This is a genomic window from Halosimplex halophilum, from assembly GCF_004698125.1.
GTDB classification, from domain to species: Archaea; Halobacteriota; Halobacteria; order Halobacteriales; family Haloarculaceae; genus Halosimplex; species Halosimplex halophilum.
The window spans coordinates 424,679-446,510 of the sequence record NZ_SRHV01000005.1 but is presented as its reverse complement, the minus strand read 5'-3'; the positions used below and the strand labels follow the sequence as shown (position 1 = coordinate 446,510).

Genomic DNA, 21,832 nt, shown 5'->3' with positions numbered 1-21,832 from the left:
CATGTCACGAACAGACCCAACTGCCGATACCCAGACGGACCGAGACGAGACGGGAGTCGCCGGCCCGGGAACGTCGACACCCACGGCGGACGACCCGATCCTCGAACTACGGGACGTGAACGTCACGTTCGATATGAGCCGGGGGGTGTCCCGCGTGCTCGACGACGTGAGCGTCGACGTGGCCAGACAGGAGATACTCGGCGTCGTCGGCGAGTCCGGGTCGGGCAAGTCCATGTTCGCCTCGGCGCTGCTCGACGCCGTCGTCGACCCGGGACGGCTCTCGGGGGAGATCGTCTACCGCCCCGACCCCGACACGGAGATCGACGTGCTGGGCCTCTCCGAGTCCGACCTGAAGCGCCTGCGCTGGGAGGAGATCGCCATGGTCTTCCAGGGCGCCCAGTCGTCGTTCAACCCGACGCTGTCGGTCCGGGGCCACTTCGTCGAGACGCTGAAAGCCCACGACTACGACGTCGACGAGGGGCTCCGTCGGGCCAGGGACCTCATCTCGGACCTCTACATGGACCCCGACCGGGTGCTCGACTCCTACGCCCACGAGCTGTCGGGCGGGATGCAACAGCGGGCGCTCATCGCGCTGTCGCTCGTGCTCGAACCGAACGTGCTGGTGATGGACGAACCGACGGCGGCGCTGGATCTCCTGATGCAGCGGTCCATCCTGAGCCTGCTGAACGAGCTGCAGGAGAAATACGACCTGACCGTCGTGTTCATCACGCACGACCTGCCGCTGGTCGCCGGGCTGGCCGACCGCCTGGCCGTGATGTACGCCTTCGAACTCGTCGAGGTCGGGCCGGCCCGCGAGACGGTGCTCGACGCCGCCCACCCCTACACCAGGGCGCTGTTGCGGTCGGTCCCGAACCTGGACATCCCACTCGACGAGATGCGGGCGATCGAGGGGTCGGCCCCGGACCCGGTGAACACGCCGGAGGGGTGCAGTTACCACCCCCGGTGTCCGCTGTCGACCGAGGAGTGTCTGGTCTCCGATCCGGAGTTCCGGGCGGCCGGCACCGACCACCACGTCGCCTGTTTCCACCACGAGGACGCGGCCGAGGGCGTCCCGTTCGACATCGAGGACCACGCGCCCGAGGAGGAGGCGGAGTGGCCATGAGCGCGGAGCCGGTCGTCTCGCTGTCGGACGTCGAGGTCCACTTCGACCAGAACGAGGGGCTGGTCGACCGACTCCGCGGGGACGGCAAGGCCCCGGTCCGGGCGGTCGACGGCGTCTCGCTTGACATCGAGGAGAACGACGTCGTCGCGCTCGTCGGCGAGTCCGGCTGCGGGAAGACCACGCTCGGGAAGGCGGCGATCGGGCTCCAGCGGCCGACCGACGGCGAGGTACGGTACCGCGGACAGGACGTCTGGGACGCCTTCGACGGAGCCGGCGACGCGTCGGTCGACGCGGCGGATATCCGCAGGTCCCTGCAGATCGTCCACCAGGACCCCGGGTCGTCGCTCAACCCCAACCAGACGGTGATGGCGACGCTCGCCGCGCCGCTGAAGCGCTGGTACGACGACCTCTCGCGGGAGGACCGCCGCGCTCGCATCCTCGGGATGCTCGAGACCGTCGGGATGGAGCCGCCGGCGGACTACGCCGAGCGGTATCCCCACCAGCTCTCCGGCGGCGAGAAACAGCGCGTCGCGCTCGTCCGCGCCCTGTTGATGAACCCGGACGTGATCCTCGCCGACGAGGCCGTCTCCGCGCTGGACGTCTCCCTGCGCGTCGAGATGATGGACCTGATGCTGGAGCTGCAGGACCGGTTCGACACCTCCTTCCTGTTCATCAGCCACAACCTCTCGAACGCGCGGTATCTGACCAAGCGCGCCGGCGGGCGGATCGGTATCATGTACATGGGCGAACTCGTCGAGGTCGGCCCCGCAGAGGAGGTCCTGCAGGACCCCAAACACCCCTACACGCGGGTCCTCAAGTGGGCGACCGCCAACCTCCACCCGGACTACGTCCAGGTCGAGGAGCCCCCGGTCCGGGACATCGACATCCCCGACCAGACCGACCCCCCGAGCGGCTGTCGGTTCCACACGCGCTGTCCCGTCGCCAGGGAGGCCTGCCGCGAGGAGCACCCGTCGCTCGGTGACGACGGCGGCCACGCCGCGGCCTGCTTCCGGGACGACGATACCCACCGGTACTGGTCGAGCCCCGAACTCGACGACTAGCGGTCCCGCGCTCGTCGACGGCCGATTCGTCGCCCGGCCGGTACGCAGGAACGGGCCGCTTTCCCGCGGCGCGGTCGACGTGCTGCCTGGATTTCGTCCGGTGTCGTGAATCCCAGCAGAGCGGTGGCTTCACTCGCGGGTCCATTTCGTGACCGGTATCCGGTCTCCACCGTCGAAGCCGACGTGTCTTCGTCACTCCCGGTTCAATCGAAGACGCTCTCCTCGTCGTCCTGGTCGTCCTCGAAGGGGCGCCACCCGACGTAGATGATGATCAGGGATCCCACGACGGGGATCAGGAGGAAGGCGACGCTCAGCTGGACGGCGACCGCCGCGGCGCTCCCCGGCTCGACGTAGAGCAGCGAGAACGCGAGCAGGAGGGCGAGCGTCGCCCCCATCGCCAGCGTGACGGTCCAGAAGTTGATCCCCTCGTCCATCGATTCAGTTTCGTCGTCCATCGGTAAAACAGCTCCGCGGCTGTGGGTCAGAAGAGGAGGACGCCGCCGGCGCGGTCGTCGACCGTCACGCGGAGCGGGTCGGCCGCGTCGACGCGGAGGTCCCCGAGCGCCTCCTGGACACTCCCAGTTTTACTGCACTGCACGTCGACGGTACGGGATTCGTCGGTGGGATTGAGCACGTAGAGCAACCAGCCGTCGTCGGTCGCGTGGAGTCGCGTCTGGACCGCCCCGTCGGAGCACCGGACGGTCGGGCTCGCCCCGCCCCGGTCGAACAGGTGCGAGAGCGTCGACCGGACCGCGTCGAGCGCGTCATCGTCGGTTGCCGCGCGGCCGAGAAGGGTGCCGACGGCCATCGCCGTCCCGTCGCCGTGCGAGTCGACCGTCGCGCCGACGCCACCGTCGCTCCAGCGACCGAGCGCGGTCGCGGTCGTGGGGTCGAAGACGTCGCGTCTCGCGGCCGCCGGCGCAGCCTGTACGCCGGGCGTTCCGCCGTCGGCCGAGACTGCCGCTCGCGCGTCAGCGACTTCCAGCGTCTCGCCGTCCGCGTACCGGGTGGTGCGCAGGCGCGTGCCGAAGACCTCGTCCAGGTCGTGGCCGGGCGATTCACGGAGGCATCGACCGTTCTCGTCGTAGACGGCGGGCGCACCGCCGGTGACGAGCGTGCCGCCCCCGTCGACGTACGCCTCGATAGCCTCGACGGTCGACGGTTCGAGCAGGAGCGGGAAGGGGAGGTAGACGGCGTCGTACCCGTCGAACTGGTGGGGTTTGGCGAAGTCGACCTGGTAGTCGGTCGCCCACATCGCCCGGTAGACACCGCGAACGGCCGTCGCGAACTGCTCGGTGTCCTTCTCGGCGACGTAGTTGAACAGGGGCGCCTCCGCGAGCGTGCCGATGGCGACGTCCCCGCGAACCGGTTCCGACGCCTCGAGAACGGGCCGCTCCGAGACGAGGTCGGCGAACGAGGCGGCGACCTCGGTGCGCTCCGTTCGCGACCCGTCCCGACGGACGAGGCCGAACCCGGGGCTCTCGTGGCCGAGCAGCTCCGGCCGGTACTGCCAGTAGAGCAGGCCGGTCGCCCCCCCGGCGAGCGCGTTCCAGTTCCACAGCGCCATCGACTCCGGATCGGGATCGGGGCCTCGCGTCAGTCCCATGGGGTCGATACTGTTGCCGCTCCGGACGTGTCCGCCCTGGAGTTCCGTCTGCCAGAACGGTTTCTCGCCGGCGGCGCCCCTGGCGACGTCGAGCATCAGGTGGTGGTCGAGCGTCTGGCGCTCGGCGTCGGTCGTGATGTCGGGGTGGTCGGGCCCCCAGTGGGGGAACGTCGTCGTTCCCCACTCGTCGACGGTATCGGCCGACCGCCAGTCGTCGTTGAACCGGTGGGGCAGGTCGCCGAGATTGCCGGAGATGCCGTGTGCGCGGACCGACGCGGTCGCGTCGCCCTCGCCCAGGGCGCTCGCCCGCCACTGCATGTGTCCCTGCTGGGAGTCGAGGCGGAACCGCAGCCAGTCCAGATACCGGGGGTACCCGCCGTGGTACCTCGGCGGTTCGACCTGTGACCACGACGTGTATCGCGTCTCCCAGGCCTCGTTCAGGCCGTCGATGGCACCGTATCGATCACGAAGCCAGTCCTCGAACTTGTCCCTGCAGGCTTCGCAGTAACAGAACCGCTTGTCCGGGAAGTGGAGGTTCGGCTCGAAGAACGCTTCGTCCCACGTCGTGTAAGAGGTGACCGTCGGGTCGTCCGAGTAGCGGCCGGCCAGCCGTCGCGTGAACCGCTCGGCGTGGTCGCGGACCGCGTCGTGGTTCAGGCAGAGTCCGGGCCACCCGCCCCCGGGCGTGTTCGGCCGCGCCCGCACGTCGACTTTCCCGCCGTCGTGGTCCTCGTAGCGGGCTTCGGGGTGCCGGTCGACCAGCCAGTGGGGCGCGTTCTCCAGGATCAGCGAGATGACGACATCGAGATCGCGCTCACCGGCGAGTTCGACCAGTTCGTCGAGCTCGGCGAAGTCGAACTCGTCTTCGCTCGGGTGGGCGTGGTTCCACATCGCCCACAGCTTCACCGTGTTGAACCCGAGATCGGCCATCTGAGAGAGGTCGTCGGCCCAGGCGTCCGACGGCGGATTCGGCGGACGATAGTACTGAGCGCCGTACGCGAACATTGTCGAATTGTGGGCGAGTAAATTATTTAATCGTACGCCTGGGTTCGGATATTTCCAAATATAGTTCGTACTATCCTAGTGAATCCGTACCGGGCGTCTTCGGTGGCGAAGATGGCTCGCGAGAATGCGGATCTCGTGGGGTCGTAGCACCGAGAGAGCGACGGTGTGTTTGCGGAGGACTGAACCGTCGAAAAAGCGGTGACACGACGGGTCGAAGCCGGCTTCGGAGCGGACGAGCCGTTCCGCGTCTCTCGTCAGCCACGGGGTCAGTCGCTGTGGGAGATCTCGATTCGTTGTCCGCCGGTGAATTTCGCTTGGAAGGTGACGTACTCGCCGTCGAGGGGGTGTGGAACTCGAACGAGCAGGACACGTCCGAGTGTCGGCTTACCTCGGGGGTCAACCGCCCGAAACACTCGCCTTGCTCATCTGTAGAGAACCTGTAGCTCTTCGACAGCCATCGGTCTACTAGCCGGCGACAACGGCTAACGTCACGAACGATCTATAGGAATACGGTTCAACCACTCCCCTGTCTGGGGATTTACACGCTAGGTGGTGGGGTCCGGTTCGAACCAGGAGGGTCCCAATGGCAACAACCCAACCGAAAGAATCAGTGAAGCATGGAGTAGATCTGGAGGCGTTCCACGAGTTCGTGGAGTACGCGAGCGAGAACCCGGAGGAAGTCGCGTTCGAACTCGGTGCCAGTGCGCTCTACGAGGGGCGACTCTTCCACAGTCTGGCGAAGGTGGACGCGTATTCGCTGGGCGGGGAAGAGATCAAACGCGAGACACGCGAATACACGCTCCCGCTGGGTGCCTGGAAGGAAGTCGAGGAGGCGACTGGCTTCGTCGGTCCGACCGACCGGATGGAACCGATCGAGGTCGCGCTCGCGGCGCTCACCGGGTGCGTGAACGTCGCCGTCGGCGTGACCGCGCTGGCCAACGACATCGAACTGGAGGGGCTCGAAACCACGGTCCGCCTCGACTTCGATCCGCGGGTGATCTTTATGATCCACGACGTGGACCGCTCCGACGAGAGCTTCGACGACATCCGCATCGAGATCGCGGTCAGCGGCGAGGACCTCTCGGACGAGGACGCCGAGATCCTGGCTGCGGGTGCGCAGCGGTCGCCCGTGTGGAACCTGATGCGGCTGGCTCACGACATGGAGCCGACCGTCCAGGTGGAATAGCTCACACCGACCACGGGCCGATCCGAACTGTCGGATCGGTCTGGGTTTTCTGAGGAGGCTGCAGTCGTCCGACAGCAGCGGCTGGTCGGCCAGACGCGGCTAACCTGCGGTCGAGGGGATACGCAGGCGCACTGTTCCGGGCAGTCCAGAGCGGGACCTGCTACGCGGCCGACCCCAGCGAACGGTCGCGCGTCGACACATCGGCTGAAAACGACTCAGTTCAAAACGGGTGCCACCCGTCCGGAGCACCGGCCAGGCCGGAGACGCGGCGTTCGCGGCCGTCGTCGCCCTCGCGCAGTTCGATCACGCCGTCGAACTCGCTGGCGATCGTGTGGACCGTCTTGCTGTCGTGAGCGGACGACTCGAGCGTGAACACGCCGATCCCGTCCGTCTTCCTGATGCGAGCCGTGTAGATGTGGAGGAACTTGAACACGGTCGGCGTGTCGAGATAGTGCAACAGTGTCGAGACGGAGTGGACGCCGTAGCGGATCGACGGGACGCCGCCGTTCGAGAGGCGCGCGACGAGTTTCGCCGTTCCGATGCTGATCCCGGTGAGGTCGCTCGGTGCGGAGACGGACTCCACCGCGACGCGGTCCGAGACGCGCGAACGGCCTCGGCCTGAACAGTCGATGATCCCTACGCGGTCGAGGTGAGACGACGGGCGGTCACGGGAGAGATACGCGACGACCGAGTCCGCGCTCTCGTCCGTGGCCGCGTAGACCAGCCCGTCGCCGGTATCGAGCCCGGTCGCCAGGAGCCCGAGCGTGGCCTCCCGCTTGCCGACCATCGACGGGCCGCGTATCAGCACGTTCGTCCCCGGGTCGAGGCTCGCGAGCGAATCGCCCGACAGGACGCGGTCAGTGTCGCCCATCGGAACTCACTCGAACCTCCTGTCGTTCGTCCCGTCGTCGGTCCCACCGTCCGTCCCATCGTTCGGCAACTCGCCGTCGGTCGGATCGATCGCGCGGACGGCGCCGACGAAGCCGGCGGCGTCGTCCAGGTCGTCCATCGACGCGTCGACGCTCGCCCGCTGTCGTTCGATCCGGTCGACGAGCGCCCTGTACTGTTCGTGGTGGACTAGTTCGGCGTGACCGAACTCGGTTTCGAGCGCGGACCGACGCGCGACCAGCGAGTAGTACTCCTGCAGGTCGTCGTCGAGGGTTCCCCGGTCGACCAGCCGCTCGACGGTGTTGCGCAACTCGTCGGGGCCGGGCGGTTTCGTGACGTATCCGTCGAAGCCCATTTCGGCGACTTCGATACCGGGCGAGACGGCCGACACCATCGCGACCCGGCAGTCAAGCCCCCGGTCGCGGATCGCCGCGAGGACCTCGTCACCCGAGATCCCGGGCAGCATCCGGTCGAGGAGCACGACATCGACGTCGCGGTTGTCGAGTATCTCGAGGGCTTCCTCGCCGGTCTCGGCCCGGCAGATCCCGTACGCGTCGCGGAGCCACAGCTCGTAGGAGGTGGCGACATCCGGTTCGTCTTCGACGATCAGTACCAGTGGGTCCGTATCCGTGCCAGTGTTCGGGTTGTCGTTCGAATGTTCTGTCATGAGTCACACGTCCGGAGGGTGATGACGAAGACCGCGCCAGTCGGGTCGTTGTCCTCGACGTGAATGGATCCGCCGTACTCGTCGATCATCGTATCGACGAAGAAGAGCCCGAACCCCGTGCCGGTCGACTTCGCGTGGCCGGTCTCGTCGCGTCTGAACACCGACTCCTTCCGGTCGTCGGGGATCCCCGTCCCCGTGTCGGCGATCCGGACGGTCACGAACTCCGACCCCTCTTCGACGGTGACCGCGAGCGCGAGGTCGGCCGGGTCGTTGTGCTCAACCGCGTTCCGGACGACGTTCCCGAGTACCTCCGCGAGGAGCTGGTCCGCCAGGACCGTCACGCCCGCCGGGATGGATGTCTCGACGGTCACGTCGGGATAGGTCGTCCGGACGGCCTCGAGTTCGCGCTCCAGCGTCGCCGAGAGGTCGACCGGCTCGCGGTCGGCGACGGCCCCGCCGGTCAGCGTCTCGAGGACCGACCCGACGCGCTCGACCACGGCGACGACATCGTCCGACCACTCCCGGATCGTCCGGGCGTACTGGCGGTGGTGGTCGTCTGGGAGTTGCTCCGCGAGCAGGTCCGCCCGGGACTGGATGACCGTCATCCCGTTGAGCACGTCGTGGCGGACGATGCTGTTGAAGAACTCAAGCTGGGACGTTCGCTGTGCGAGGGTCTGTTCGCGGTCGGCCCGTTCGAGCGCGCTGGTCGTGGCCGTGCCGAGCAGCTCGGCCCCGTGGATGTCGTTGTCCCCGAACGACCGCGGGACCGTCGCGCCGGTGATCAGGACGCCGAACTCACCCAGCGGGATAACGAGCTCGCTCCGGATCGGTGTCTCCGGGTCGAAGAGGTGCTCGTCGGGGACCTCCTCGCGCAGGTCGTCGAACACCATCGTCTCGCCGGTCTCGAACGCGTGCCAGGCGAGGCTGTCCCCGTCGGCCCGGAAAGTCGGCAGGCCCTCGAAGACGCGCTCGCTCTCGGCCGTCTCCGCGGCCGGCTCCAGGCGCGTTCCGGTGTCGTCGGCGAGCCAGACGGCCGTCAGCGGGAGGTCGAGCGCCCGCTGTGCGGCGTTCACGGCGATATCGCAGACCCGCCCGGGCTCGCCCACGGCGCTCATCTCCTGGGTCGCCGCGTGGAGCGCCTCGATCAGCTCGTTCCGTCGCCGGAGCGCCACGAACTGCCGGCGGCGGTCCAGCAGTCCCTCGATCCGCATCCGCAGCTCGGCCTGTCTGATGGGCGCGTCGATCACCTCGTCGACGTGGCGCCGGACCGCGGGAGGGAGCTCGGAGCCGTCGGCCGACCTGACCAGCAGGAACGGGCGAAATGCCGAGTCCACGCGCGCCCCGGATTCGACGAGCGCGTCGCGATGCCGGGCGAAAGTGGGTTCGTCGACGAGACAGAGGTCGAACTCGTCGGGGAGCCCCTCGGGCGTCTCGACCGTCGACACCGCGTAGGACGCCGAGAGCCACCCGGTGAGCAGTCGCCTGTTCTCCTCGTGTGCAAGCCAGACGAGCACGCGCGGCCGGTCCCGGCCGACCGCTCCGGTGGGGTCGGTCGCGTCCGTCTCGGCCGGGCCACCGGTGCGACCCGTCATCGATCCGGCGGCGACCGGGACTCCGTGAACTCGGGCGTCCCGCTGAGGATGCCGCGGAGGCCGGTGAGCGGGTCCCCGACGGTGATCCCGTGTTCGGTGATCTCGAACTCCCGGAGCGCGCGCTCGAAGTCGCTCGTCCGTTTCTTGAGGATGCCGATCGCCTTCCGGAGTTCGCCCTCCATCTCGAGGTACCGCAGGAAGACGATGTTGTCCGCGAGGTAGCTGAGACCGCTGTTGGTCGGCTGGAACTGGCCGGTGATCGCGTTGGTCGACTCGACCAGGATCACCGCGACGCCCATGTCCTTGAGGTAGCGGCCGAGGCTGTTGAGCTCCCGTTCGAGGTCGGACTCGTCGCCCCGGAGCGAGAGCCGGTAGCCGTCGATGCCGTCGATCATGACGATCTCCGCGTCGCGCTCCTCGACCTCGGCCCGGACCATCGATGCGAACTCGGCGGGGGACTTCTCCAGCGGCTCAACCTCCTCGACGGCCAGCGTCCCGCGCTCGACCATCCGCTCGGCCGGGATGTTCACCGCCTTCGAGCGGGCGATCATCGTCTCCGTGTTCTCCTCGAACATGTAGATGACCGACCGTTCGCCGCGACCCGCGGCCTCTTTCATGAACTGCGTGCCGAGCGTCGTCTTCCCGACGCCGGTCGGGCCGCTCAGGATCGTGACGGTCCCGCGTTCGATCCCGCCGTGGAGGATCTGGTCGATCTCCGGGACGCCCGAGGAGATGGACTCGGCCGCGAACGTCCGGCCGTGTGCCTCCGGGAGCAGGACGGGGAAGACGACCATCCCCTCGTCGGTGATCCGGACCGAGTGGGCGCCGGACTCGGTGTCCGAGCCGCGGAACTTCGGGACCGAGAGCGTCCGCCCGGCGTCGTCGCGGGCGAGTTTCAGCGCCCCGTCGCTGATGAACTCCAGGTCGTCGTCGGGCGCCCGCTCGGTCGCCTGCGAGGTGAACAGGACGGTCGCGTCCCGCTGGCGGAGGAACTGCGTGAGGCCGTTGACCTGCTTGCGGAACTGGTAGTCGTCGGGCGCGAGGTTGCGCAGCTGCGTCAGCGGGTCGATGAACACCCGATCGGGGTCGACTTCCCGGACCCGGTCGGCGATGGATTCGGAGACGGTCGGACCCTCGACCTCGTCGGGCTCGAAGATGTCGTACTGCCGGCCGTCGGTGAAGACGTCCGCACCCGGGCTCAGGTCGAGAAAGGCCACGTCGTCGAGGTCGAACCCGAGCTTCGCCGCGTTGGTCCGGATATCCGCCTCGGACTCCTCCAGGTTCACGAACAGCCGGGCGCCGTCGTCGCCCGCGGTTAGGAAGTGAAGACCGAGGATCGTCTTGCCCGTCCCCGGTCGACCGGTGACCATGTACCCCCGCTGGGGTACGAGCCCGCCGTGGAGTACCCGGTCGAGCCCGTCGATCCCGGTGGAGATCCGCTCGTCGCCGGCGTCAGTCACCGCCCGGCCCTCCCCGTCGCGTCTCCAGCTGGCGGAACAGCGTCTCCACGTCCCGCGCACTCAGCCCGCGGACGAGGTCGTCCGTCCGTGCGTTGACCGTCTGGAGTCGCGCGACGAGCTCGCGGTACTCGTCGCTGTCCCGCAGCTCCTCGTCGGACCGACTGGCCATCAGCGCCGCCCGCTTGGACACGAGCGAGAACAGTTCGGAGAGCGACGCGTCGTAGCGGGCCCTGCGCCGCAGCGACCGGACGAGCTCCAGGAGCTCGGTCCGGGTGAGCGGTTTCAGGCGATACGCGTCGATATCCATGTCGACGATGTCGAAGTCCGGTTCGACGGCCGTCACCAGCGCGACCGAGGGGTCGTATTCGGAGGCTGCGATCGCGTCGAGTACCGACTCGCCGTCGGGTGCCGACTCGCTGTCGGGAGCCGACTCGCCATCGCCCTCCGATAGCTGCCGGTCCAGCAGGACGACCGTGACCGACTCGTCGAGCCGGTCGAGCGCTTCGTCCGGTCCGTGGGCGACCCGGGTTTGGTACTCCTCGGAGAGCCAGCGCGCGTACAGCGCGGCGATCTCGGGGTCGTCCTCGACGACGAGGACGACCTCGTTCGACCCTGTCATGCGGACTCGTCACGGCTGACCGCCCTCCCTGTCCGCGGTCGGACGAGAACGTCGCCCGACGCGTGGACGGTCACTTGGCAACCGCCGAACGGGAACGAAACACGCCCCTCCGACCGCGGGATCCCGGACCGCGAGACGAACAGGCGTTCGAGCGCGTCGGGGTCGATTCGCTGGTAGAGATGTTTATCACCGGACAGGTAGTCGTCGTCGAGACCGGCGATCGCGTCGACGATCGTCGTCGTGAGCGAGGTATCGCCGTCCCAGTCGTGGTGGACCCGACGTTCGACCTCGGCGTGATCCGTATCCGCCATGGGCGATCACTGGTCTCGAACGGCCTGTCGGTACTGTGTACATACGTGGTAGTGCGACGGCGACCCAGTCTAGGTGACTAGAGGTGGCCGGCTCAGGTCGACCCGAGGACGGCGTCGATCACCTTCCGCTCGGCGGCGCGCAGGTGGTACTGGAACGTCGACGCGGCGATGTCGCGCGTCTCGGCGAGTTCTGAACTCGAACTCACGCGCGGCCACTCGAAGAACCCGCCGTAGTGAGCCGCTCTGAGCGCGTCGAACTGTCGCTCCGTGAGCCGTTCGACGATGTTCTCGCGGAACAGCTGCCTGGTCTCGACCGGCTCGGGGTCCTCCCGGCGCGCACGCAGTTCCGTCTCCGGGTACATCGACTGCACGTCGTCCACGAACGGACGCACGCCGACATCGCCGGTGAGGACGACGGTGAGCGTCGTCGTCCCGTTCTCGGCCGTCAGCGCCCGCAGCTGGGCGTCGTCGGCCCGCAGCGTCGCGAACAGCGGCGGCGTCGAGAGCGTCAGCTGGTACAGGCCCGGCGCGTCGTCGACCGAGAGCGGCTGGACCGAGCGGACGAACTCGAAGTCGGTCAGCCGGTCCGGCTCCACCGACTCCCCGTCGAGTCTGAAGAACGCCCGGATCGCGCCGTCCTCGCCGTCGATCGCGCCGACGAACTCGACGGTCGCGCCCAGCTCGGCCGAGAGGCGGTTCGCGAACAGCCGCTCCGTCCCGACCGTCAGCTCGACCTCCGTGTTCGCCTCGGGGTGGACCGCGTCGGTTCGCCGGACGTTCCGGAGCGCGTAGCCGACCGTGTCGCCCAGTTCTTCGAGGACGCGCCGCTCCTCGCCGTCGAACGTGTCGGCCGCCTCCGCGTAGACGACGAGCACGCAATCGACCGCGTCGCCGCGGCAGACCGGGACGACGGCGATCGACCGGAAGCCATAGGTCAGCGCGTCTTTCCGGTAGCGCTCCCAGTCGTCGTCCTCGAGCACGTCGTCGACGACCTGGATCGACCCCTCGCGGTAGGCGGCGTCGACCATGCGCTGGAGCGGCTGCCGGGAGCCGTCGGCCCGGAGGGTGTCGACGTACTCCGAGTCGACTCCCGCCCACTCCAGCGGCCGGGTCCGCTCCTCGGACGGGTCGCGCTCGCCGACCCAGGTGAACGCGTACTGGTTCGCGGCGCTCAATCGGTCGCAGACGCTCTCCCGGATCTCCGCCTCGCTCGTCGAGCGGACGAGCGCCTGGTTGATCTCGCGGATGATCCGGTTGAGCCGGTTCAGCTGTTCGAGCTGCTGGTTCTGTCGGCGCAGCTGCGAGTCGCGCTCCCGGATCGCCGACTCGTTCTCGGCGCGGTCGAGCGCGGCTTCGAGGTTTTCGGCCACGAGCTCGGCGACCTCCCGCTGTGCGGTCGTGAGCGAGCGCTCGCTCGTCGCACCGCCGACCAGCACCCCGTGGTTGCCCACCGGGACGACGAGGACGGACACGAACGGGAACTCCGCCTCGGGTTCGGTCGCACCGGCCATGCCACAGGTGCGGACCTCGCCGCTGGCGAAGGCGTCCCAGACCGGACCGTCGGTGATCCGCCGTGGCCGGTCGTCGGACCCGTCGTCTCCCTCCGCGGGCGCCAGCGGGACGAGGTCGTCCTGGCCGTCGAACTCGAAGACGACCGCCCCGTCGAGGTCGAGCAGTTCGGCCAGCGTCTCCGCGGCCACGGTCGCGATGGCCTCCCGTCCCTCGGCGCAGGTCATCGCCCGCACTCGCTCGTTGAGCGCCGTCAGCATCGCCTCGTGTCTGAACCGGTCCGTGACGTCCTTGACGGCCGTGAGCACGGCCTGCTCGCCCTCGTAGGTGATCGGATGGGCCGTCGTCTCGATGTGGCGCTGCTCCCCCTCGCGCGTCCGTATCGTCCACTCGTGGTCCGTCGGCGCGGACTCCCCTCGCTCCGCGCGGCGGGCGGTGCGAGCCACCTCGTGGCGCTCGTCGGGCGCCACGTACTCGACGATCGAGGTCCCGACGAGCCGGTCGACGCTCTCGACGCCGGCGAGGGAGGCGGCCGCGTCGTTCGCGAAGACGACGGTCCCGCCGCTGTGGACGAGTATCGGTTCGGGCGACATCTCGACCAGCGTCCGGTAACGCCGCTCGTTTCGCCGGAGCTTCGACTCCAGCTCGCGGAGCTCGGTGATGTCGACGACGACCGCCTGGCCGACGCGCTCGCCCTCGTACCAGCCCAGCGTCGTCTTCACGCGGACGTGGCGCGTCTCGCCGTCCGCACACGTGAGCCGGATGTCCGTCGGTCCGACGGCGTCCCCCTTCTCGAACACGCGCTCCAGTTCCTCCGTCGCCGCGCCGTGGTCGTCCGGGTGGATGAAATCGAAGACGGACCGGCCGACGAGGTCCGCCCGACTGTCGACGCCGAGCAGGTCCACGAGCGCGTCGTTCCCCCAGACCGTCTCGCCGTCGCTGTCGAACAGGTTTATCGGCGCCGGCGACTCCTCGACGAGGTTCGCGTAGCGCTGCTCGCGCTGTTCGAGTTCGCGCTTGCGCTCCTCGCGGTCGGTCACGTCCCGTATCACCGAGAGGTGCTGCCCTGGGACGATGTCCGTGGTCGCGGCGTACTCGACGACGTGTTCCTCGCCGTCCGCGTCGACGAGCGGGAACGTCCCCCGGTCGGCCTCGGACTCGCGGAACGCTCGCCACGCCGCCTCGAAGTCGAACTCCGCGGGCGCGAACTCCCCGATCGAGCGCCCCAGTAGCTCCGCCTCGGGAAGCCCGAACAGCTCGGTCGCGCTGTCGTTGACTTCGACGTATCGACCCTCGTCGTCGGCGATCACCATCGCGTCGAAGGCCTCGTCGAAGACCGCGCGGTAGCGGTCCCGCTGTCGTTCGAGTTCTCGGTCGCGGTTGCGGTCGTGCTCGTGCTCGGTCTCGTCGGACGCGTCGTCGATCGCGCCTTCAACTTGGGCCGCGTCGGCCGACCGGTTCGACCGTACCCGGTCGACGGCCTCGCCGACCCGGTCGGCGAGTTCGGACGGGTCGGCCCCGTCCGGGCGCGGCACGTACTCCGAGACTCCTGCCGAGATGGCGTCGCTGGCGAGCGCTTCGCTCCCGTCTCCGGGACAGAGGATCACCGGCGGATTGACGCCGGTGCCGCGGAGCCGCCGACAGAGCTCGATACCGTCCCAATCGGGGAGTTCGTGTCCGGCGACGACGCAGTCGACGGCCCGGTCCTCGACGGTTGCCAGTCCGGTTTCCCCCGTCGCCGCCGTTAGAACTGTTCCGTTCGTACAGCGGCGGTCTTCGACTGCCGCCACGAGTTCCGGGTCGTCGGCGACCAGAAGGACGCGGAACGGATCCGGCTTACCGGTCATCCGCCCGGGTGCTCCTCGTTCCCGGCGAACACGGCCCGTGGTTTATCGGCGACCGGGAGATTCGGGGCCGGACCCAGTTCGCGTCGTCCACGCCCGTTCGTGTTCTGATCCGCATCAAGCCCGTGTCGTCCACGCCCGTTCGTGTTCTGGTCCAGTATCATCGGTTCGGAAGCCCAGTCGACGCGACAGCCCCACTGGTGATCGTCTGCCAGCGTGTCGATATCACAGGTAGCAGTGTCGACAGATGTTCATAGATCGTATGTGTCATAGGACGCCCGAATCCTGTCCATCCGTGTTCGACGGTATAGGTTATTAAATTACGTACCTGAATAGAACGAATGTGAGGAAGTGAGTGACACCACAAGTGTTGGATTTCTGTTGGGCGGGGTGGAGCTCCCGCCTTCGGGGCGACATCTGTTGTACTGTACACGAGACACGTGTGGTTGTCCGAAACCCGACCGCAGACTACCGGGTGCGACATCGGGTTCGCCGCGCTAATTCGAGGTGATCGAATCTTATGTATCAATACTGCCGATGGGGCGAAAAGATTGTTACATAAGGCCTGTAGGGGGACGCGCTACACGAGTTGTATCGGCGCCACCTGCGGTGGAGCGCTCTCGACGGAGTACTCTGGAAGCCAGTATGCATCCTCTCACCCAACTAGAGTTTGCCGGGGAGTTCTTCGAGTCCGATGCGCGTGGTATCGAAACTCTCGGCTCGAAGCGCGTTTGCGGGCGGCACAGCGGACGTCACCTCAGGAACCGACACTCGGGAGAAAGTACCCGGTCTCTCGTCGGACACCACCCAGGAGGACCACGGCCGCGACGAGCGGCATGGCCGCACAGCAGAAATACACGGGCCAGAAGCCGACGATTTCGACGATTGGGAGGGTAACAATAGGACCAAACCCCCCGCCGATGTCACCGAAGACGTTGTTCGTCCCCACGGCGCGTCCCATCTCGCCGTCGGCGACGAGATCGCCTAACAGCGCCATCAGTGGCCCGCTCGTGCCGCCCTGTCCGAGTCCGATACACACGCAGGCGATAGCCAGGGTCGGCGCCGAGTCCGCGAGTGCGAGCAGCAGGAATCCGATCGACGTGACGCCCAGAAACAGGAGCAGAATCGGGACTCGTGACTGGTTCCGGTCGCTGACGTATCCCCCGAGATACATCGACAGCCCCGCGGCGACGACGGTGACCCCCATGAACAGGCCCGAGGAGCCCTGGGCGTCAAATCCAAAGACGCTGAGCTGATTCGGGTCGAGAAACAGGACGAGCGTCGCGAACAGCGCACCGATGTAGACGAACAGCACGGCGAAGTTGACCAGGCCGACCGTGACCGCGGGGAGACTCGTATTGATATCCCACGGTTTGACCGACTGGTTCACCTCTCCGTCGACGTGTGTTTCGGGCACCGTCTGATATGCGATGACGCTGGCGAGGAACGCGAAGGCGGTAGCGACCGCGAACGCGACGACGTTCCCGAAGAGTTCGCTGACGAGGCCGCCCAGCACCACTCCAGTCGGGAATCCGAAAAGCACCCCGCCCCTGATGAGCCCCATGTTCGAGCCCCGCGAGCCACCGTCGCTGATGTCGTCGGCGATCGTGTACGCGGTCGCGAAGACGAGCGCGCTTCCGACGCCCCAGAGGACGCGGGCAGCCATGAACCACGCTGCGGGAAACGGAGCGAGCAGTGCGATGACGTAGCCGAACGTGGAGATTCCCTGGATGACCATCCCGACGACGAACGGTTTTCTCGTCCCGAATCGGTCCACGAGACTCCCGGCCGGCGCGTTCGCGAACAGACGCGAAAATCGGTTCGCGCTCAGGATGATGCCGACGAGAAACGGTGAAATCCCGAGAATCGTCCCGAGATTCGGCAGGATCGGGAAGATCACACCGCCGCCGAACCCGATGAAAAACGTGCTGACGATGACGGACCCAAGGACGAGTCGTCCCTCGCTGTTCGTCCCCGGGAGCCGAAGATTCACATCCGAGAGGACCGTTCCCGAACTTCTTGAGTATGACTATCTCTAGGTACGGTCGGATATCTGAGCACGATCTGACATCCCCCGCGCCGTTTACGGCGCGGCTCCCCCCACAGGAGGAAACCCGGCCGGTGCCGAGCAGGTTTCAGGACTCCCTCACCCGGCGTCAGCAGGGCGGGTTTCGACCCTCGGCCGGGAGCATCCTGTGGGCGTGTGACGTGGGCTCCCATCCGCAAGCGAGTCATCGCCGCGCGGTTTCTCGACGCGGCTCTCTCCCAAGGGCTCTATGCGACGGCGGAGATGCACTCGATGGACATCAGCCTGCACATCAGACCGCGGGAGACGAGTGCCACGCTCGATACGATCGAGAACACGATCGAAGACCTGGAGGCCGACGTGGAGTCCCTCTGGGAGAAGCGCCGGGCAGACGCTCGCGGGGTTCGAAAGGATCTGGAAGACTACCAGGCGCTCTACGACACCCTCCGGAACACCTCGATGCAGGCGTTCGATACGTCGATGTATCTGACGACGCACGGTAACTCTCGGGACGAGATCACCGGGGATGGTGTATCCAGTATCGCACGGCAGTCGCCCGCGAATCTGACGCCAGTGTGCCGCGGTGGACGCAGTTGGACTCGCTGATCTCAGGAAGTCCCGTCGGTGTGGACAAGTTGAACGAGTCGATGGACACGACGACGCCGATGCTCGCTGGTGCACTCGGCGCGATGTTTCCCTTTGTGGCTGGTGCGTTCGCCGAGCCCGGGATCGAGTACGGGACCTACGCGTGGAACGAGCGGCTCGATTCCAGTCCCCAGGACAACGAACTAGTATTCGACCCCTACGACGCCGACCAGCTCCGCGAGATCCTCGCAAATCGGACGGACGCCTTCGAGGACGGCGTGCTCGATCCAGATGTCATCCCGAAAGTCGCCGCGCTGTCCGCGAAAGAGCACGGCGATGCGCGGAAGGCGATCGACACCCTGTACGAAGCCGGACGGCTCGCGGAGAAGAACGGGACGGATACTGTTACGGTTGACCACGTCGACGATGCGGGAAGCGAGCGGAGGCGAACCGGTTCGAGAAACCCGTGAGTGGGGCGTCCCCTCTACATAAGATACTCATTAAACCAACTCAAATTGGAAGCTCCACTTATAACGAATTGTGGATAGCTGTAGAGCGTTAACCACTAATATATTAACAGGGAGTCTCGCCAAGAGCTAAAAGAAAGGGTTTCTTTGGTGCCGGCATACAAGATAATTATAGATAAACTGAGATCACATCCATGCCCGATAACATAGTCCGATTTGAGCAGTTACATGAGACATTTCTAGAATTGGAATCAGAGTTTGACCTCTTTGATCTCAATATTTGTGGTGTCCCAATTTGGGAACGTGTGAGATTCCACTTACATCGGAAGGTTGTACGACAGAGTGACGTGTTCGCGAGCAGTACCTCCAAATCGGATTCCAATCGGTTAGATTATCTTCGCAGTCTTTGGCTCGCGATGAGGAATATAGTTATCCGCAATCCGTTCCTCGAATCACAGCACGATATTCTAATATGGGGTCATGAACGGAGAAAAAAGCTTGAAGATGACCGTTGGTGGGACATTTACTTTGACCCAATCTATACGGGGACAGATCTGGACTACATCCACTTGGAGTCCCCGTTAGAGAAACAGCACCGCCGTCCTGCGAAAACACCCCGACTCAGATATCTTGATCTCATTGAGTATATCGGGGAGTTTCAACGAAAGGTAGGTGTCAGTTCTCAGACTATCCCGAGAGACATATTAAACCGACTTGAATCCTTTGAACGGGCCTTTGAGCGCCGATCTGGCATTCGCCCTGACGCGGTTGGAGAAGTCCGAGATGCGCTATCGTTTCGGGCATCCCGTCTCAATCTGTACAAGCGACTGTTGAAACGTATCAATCCACGTGTTGTGGTCCTCACGGTAAGTTATGGAAAAGAGACGTTCATTGAGGCTTGTCACGACCAAGACATCCCAGTGATAGAACTCCAGCACGGTGTGATTCATCCCTTTCACTACGGATACTCCTACCCAAATGATCGGGAAAAAAGACACTTCCCGGATTATTTGTTTCTATTTGGCCCATTTTGGAGAGAGATGGCAGATTTTCCCATTGGAGAAGAGCGATTGATTGATTGTGGATACCCATATCTTGAATCTAAAGTTGAAGAATATAAGAACACAGATACAAAAGACCAGATTTTATTTATTTCTCAGCAATCAATTGGTGAACCGCTTTCAAGAGTTGCTCAAGAAGTAAGCAGGCACACTGACTCAAGAGTTATCTACAAACTTCATCCGAGAGAATACGAAGGATGGCAGTCTCGGTATCCATGGTTAGTAGGCAGTGATATCAATGTTGTTTCATCAGATGATCCCCCGCTATATCGACTCTTCGCAGAATCAAGAACCCAGATCGGTGTCGGATCAACTGCGCTTTACGAGGGTTTGATGTTCGGGTTAGAGACATTTCTACTAAACCTCCCTAGCATCCAATATACGCGACCGCTTGCCGAATCGGGGTATGCTACTGTCGTAGAAAGCACCGAAGACTTGGCCAGCAAAATTTCTTTGAGTCAATCTGTCACGATTAAGCGAGAGGATCTCTTTACTGAATCCTCGATCAAGACGATCAAAAAAGAACTGGAAAGACTGGTAGCAATGCCACCGAATGAAGCACTTCGCAACGGCAGACGAAACTCCTAAACCGATCGCTATTCTCTCTTTCCAGAGAGAACGGTGACATAAATGGATCCGAAGGTCAGTATTATTATTACAGCTCATAACTATGCACACTTTCTAGAAGAATGCCTCGAAAGCGCGCTTACGCAGACTTACGACCAGTACGAAGTAATCGTCGTTGATGATGGTTCAACCGATGAGACTCCAGAGATTCTAAGAGCGGCCAAGTTTGAGTATCCCGAACGGTTACATACTATCCGTCTCGAAGGAGAGGGGCTCCCGTCTGCATGTAATGCCGGCATTGAAGCCGCTGACGGAGAATATGTTGTACGTCTCGACGCGGACGACTTTTTCGACGAAAATATCCTCACCGTCGAATCCACGTACCTTGACGCAAATCCAGAGATCGATCTGGTCTTCCCGGATTATTATACTGTTGATAGCGAGGGAGAAATACTCAACCACGTACGAATGCTGAAGGTCCAAGATGAGGTGAAACTGCTGAACCGTGCACCGCTAGCAGCGGGCGCCATGTATCGAAAGGAAGCGTGGGAGGCTATTGGTGGGTACAACGAATCCCTCAGCTACCAGGAAGATTATGATTTTTGGGTCCGGTTCGTTAACCGATTTAACGTACGTAACGTGAATCTTCCGTTGATGTATTATAGGCAACACAATGACAGCATGTCTCAGAATCTAAGTGGACGTTTGGAAGCGCGACGGAACGTTAAAGACCAGTTTGTGGACATGAATTTGGCAGACGAAGCAGCCGAAGCGGAAGTACTTGGAGTCGTGCCAGCACAGAGTGAGCGACGAATCGAACCACCGGAAAGCGCCTCAGTTCCTGACGCACCGCTGGCTCTCTGGGAAGTAGACAATCAATCACTTCTTGACTATACGGTAACTGAGATGCTGGAAGCAGATCGCATCGATCGACTAGTCGTCTCTACAGAGTCAGAAGAGATCGCAACTGCGGCCCGCAAAGCCGGTGCTGAGGTTCCACACCTCCGCCCAGACAACTTAGTAGGGTCTGAAGTATCGTTGAGTAGTGTTATCGCAGACCTGCTCACAGAACTTCGAACGACAGAATGCTATGATCCCGATTTTGTCGTCCTTCTACAATACGTTTCCCCCCTAAAAACAGCCATTAACGTTGATGAGGTAGTTGACACCTGGCATATGTTCTCTGTAGATTCAGTTATTAGTGTCACAGAAAACCGAAAGTTCCTCTGGCAACCAGGTAAGTATGGATTGGAACCACTGTTTGAGGAGAGATTACTTAGAGAGGAGCGAGAGACGCTATACGAAGAAAATGGAGCCATTTACGGGTTCGAACCAAGTATCGTACATAACCGTGATGAACTTACGGGGGACAATGTCGGACATGTTCTCATGGAACCGCATCACGCAATACACATTGACACTTGGTTTGATCTGAAGATGTGTGAGAAAGTATTAGATGCGGAAACAAACGGACTTCGACCCAGTTATCAAGGACTCACAACAAAAGATGAGTGATACTGTCGCGGTTGTTCCCGCTCGAGGGGGATCGAAGGGCGTCCCGCGTAAAAACCTGCGGACAATCGATGGACAACCACTCGTAAGCTATCAAATCGAAACGGCACTAGCCGCAGAGCGGATCGATAGGGTAATATTGTCAACTGATGACGAAGAGATCGCCGAGATCGGGCAAAAATACGGCGCAGAGGTCCCATTTATTCGGCCAGCGAGCCTCTCCCAAGATGATGTCCCTGTAATAGCCGTCGTAAAGCATGCACTCGAGTATCTCATCGAAGAGAACAGTCGACCAACACAGATTCATTGTCTCCAGCCGACAAGCCCTTTTACCACACCTGAACAGGTTGACAAAGCGGCAGTGAAATTGAGGAACACTGATTGTGACTCGGTAGTCGCCGTAGAGCGGATCACAGATACGCATCCCCACCGAGCGTATCGTCTTGAAGGAGATCGTATTGCACCGCTCGAGGGAATCACTGACGAAACACCGAATCAGCGGCAGGACAGACCAGATACCTTTGGATTTACAGGAGCGATTTACGCCCGAAAACCGAAATTGCTTCTAAACTGGGATAAAACAGACTTTGCGCTGGGAACGGACATACGTGCCATCATCCAGCGTGAGGAATCGACCATCGAAATAGATACGGAATTCCAGTTACGGATCGCAAAAGCAATAGCTAAATTCACAGATGAAGTGAAATAGAACACATGAATGAATTTCCACCCACCAAACCGTA

17 protein-coding genes and 1 pseudogene are annotated in these 21,832 nt (G+C 63.8%); 8 read left to right on the top strand and 10 right to left on the bottom strand.

The window, feature by feature from the left end; genetic code table 11:
• Position 1: 1 nt before the first annotated feature.
• Both E3328_RS18540 and E3328_RS18535 read left to right on the top strand, forming a co-directional pair.
• The gene (locus E3328_RS18540; protein WP_135366119.1) at positions 2-1,123 is read left to right on the top strand and encodes an ABC transporter ATP-binding protein; all 1,122 of its coding nucleotides are present in this window, start codon (positions 2-4) and stop codon (positions 1,121-1,123) included.
• Complete coding sequence (locus E3328_RS18535) at positions 1,120-2,184, top strand: ABC transporter ATP-binding protein (RefSeq protein WP_135366118.1); 1,065 nt, start codon at positions 1,120-1,122, stop codon at positions 2,182-2,184. The genes E3328_RS18540 and E3328_RS18535 overlap by 4 nt, the downstream gene beginning before the upstream one ends.
• Positions 2,185-2,387: 203 nt before the next feature.
• Here the strand turns inward: E3328_RS18535 and E3328_RS18530 are convergent, their stop codons facing one another.
• Positions 2,388-2,639 (bottom strand): hypothetical protein, encoded by a 252-nt coding sequence (locus E3328_RS18530; protein ID WP_209452237.1) that lies wholly within the window; start codon positions 2,637-2,639, stop codon positions 2,388-2,390.
• A gap of 26 nt (positions 2,640-2,665) precedes the next feature.
• On the bottom strand, positions 2,666-4,795 hold the full coding sequence (locus E3328_RS18525; RefSeq protein WP_135366117.1) for a beta-galactosidase: 2,130 nt from the start codon (positions 4,793-4,795) through the stop codon (positions 2,666-2,668).
• A 583-nt stretch (positions 4,796-5,378) separates the two neighbouring features.
• Between E3328_RS18525 and E3328_RS18520 the strand changes: the two genes are divergently transcribed.
• Positions 5,379-5,981, top strand: a complete 603-nt coding sequence (locus tag E3328_RS18520) for an OsmC family protein (RefSeq protein WP_135366116.1) — start codon at positions 5,379-5,381, stop codon at positions 5,979-5,981.
• 220 nt (positions 5,982-6,201) lie between these two features.
• Here the strand turns inward: E3328_RS18520 and E3328_RS18515 are convergent, their stop codons facing one another.
• The 8 genes from E3328_RS18515 to E3328_RS18480 form a co-directional block, all read right to left on the bottom strand.
• The gene (locus tag E3328_RS18515) at positions 6,202-6,852 is read right to left on the bottom strand and encodes an RAD55 family ATPase (protein ID WP_135366115.1); all 651 of its coding nucleotides are present in this window, start codon (positions 6,850-6,852) and stop codon (positions 6,202-6,204) included.
• 6 nt (positions 6,853-6,858) lie between these two features.
• Positions 6,859-7,536: a response regulator gene (locus E3328_RS18510; RefSeq protein WP_135366114.1), complete on the bottom strand. Its 678-nt coding sequence runs from the start codon at positions 7,534-7,536 to the stop codon at positions 6,859-6,861.
• Complete coding sequence (locus tag E3328_RS18505; RefSeq protein ID WP_135366113.1) at positions 7,533-9,128, bottom strand: sensor histidine kinase; 1,596 nt, start codon at positions 9,126-9,128, stop codon at positions 7,533-7,535. Before E3328_RS18505 ends, E3328_RS18510 begins: the two co-directional genes overlap by 4 nt.
• Positions 9,125-10,588, bottom strand: coding sequence for an ATPase domain-containing protein (locus E3328_RS18500; protein WP_135366112.1), 1,464 nt, complete (start codon positions 10,586-10,588; stop codon positions 9,125-9,127). Before E3328_RS18500 ends, E3328_RS18505 begins: the two co-directional genes overlap by 4 nt.
• Positions 10,581-11,207 (bottom strand): HalX domain-containing protein, encoded by a 627-nt coding sequence (locus E3328_RS18495; RefSeq protein ID WP_135366111.1) that lies wholly within the window; start codon positions 11,205-11,207, stop codon positions 10,581-10,583. The genes E3328_RS18500 and E3328_RS18495 overlap by 8 nt, the downstream gene beginning before the upstream one ends.
• Complete coding sequence (locus E3328_RS18490) at positions 11,204-11,518, bottom strand: HalOD1 output domain-containing protein (protein ID WP_135366110.1); 315 nt, start codon at positions 11,516-11,518, stop codon at positions 11,204-11,206. Before E3328_RS18490 ends, E3328_RS18495 begins: the two co-directional genes overlap by 4 nt.
• 92 nt (positions 11,519-11,610) lie before the next feature.
• Positions 11,611-14,874 (bottom strand): PAS domain S-box protein, encoded by a 3,264-nt coding sequence (locus E3328_RS18485; protein ID WP_135366109.1) that lies wholly within the window; start codon positions 14,872-14,874, stop codon positions 11,611-11,613.
• A gap of 754 nt (positions 14,875-15,628) precedes the next feature.
• Positions 15,629-16,864 carry an MFS transporter gene (locus E3328_RS18480; protein ID WP_135366108.1) on the bottom strand — a complete coding sequence of 412 codons (1,236 nt, stop codon included), beginning with the start codon at positions 16,862-16,864 and terminating at the stop codon, positions 15,629-15,631.
• Between the two features lie 210 nt (positions 16,865-17,074).
• Between E3328_RS18480 and E3328_RS18475 the strand changes: the two genes are divergently transcribed.
• The 5 genes and pseudogenes from E3328_RS18475 (at position 17,075) to E3328_RS18460 (ending at position 21,798) form a co-directional block, all read left to right on the top strand.
• Entirely contained in the window at positions 17,075-17,503 is a 429-nt protein-coding gene (locus E3328_RS18475; protein WP_167837440.1) for a hypothetical protein, read from the top strand.
• Positions 17,504-17,649: 146 nt separating this feature from the next.
• Positions 17,650-17,987 (top strand): annotated as a pseudogene (locus E3328_RS22195) (Cdc6/Cdc18 family protein); the annotation flags it as partial.
• A gap of 882 nt (positions 17,988-18,869) precedes the next feature.
• Positions 18,870-19,598: a hypothetical protein gene (locus E3328_RS18470; RefSeq protein ID WP_135366107.1), complete on the top strand. Its 729-nt coding sequence runs from the start codon at positions 18,870-18,872 to the stop codon at positions 19,596-19,598.
• 42 nt (positions 19,599-19,640) lie between these two features.
• On the top strand, positions 19,641-21,092 hold the full coding sequence (locus E3328_RS18465) for a glycosyltransferase family 2 protein (RefSeq protein ID WP_135366106.1): 1,452 nt from the start codon (positions 19,641-19,643) through the stop codon (positions 21,090-21,092).
• Positions 21,085-21,798 (top strand): acylneuraminate cytidylyltransferase family protein, encoded by a 714-nt coding sequence (locus E3328_RS18460; RefSeq protein WP_167837469.1) that lies wholly within the window; start codon positions 21,085-21,087, stop codon positions 21,796-21,798. Before E3328_RS18465 ends, E3328_RS18460 begins: the two co-directional genes overlap by 8 nt.
• The last annotated feature ends 34 nt before the right edge of the window (positions 21,799-21,832 follow it).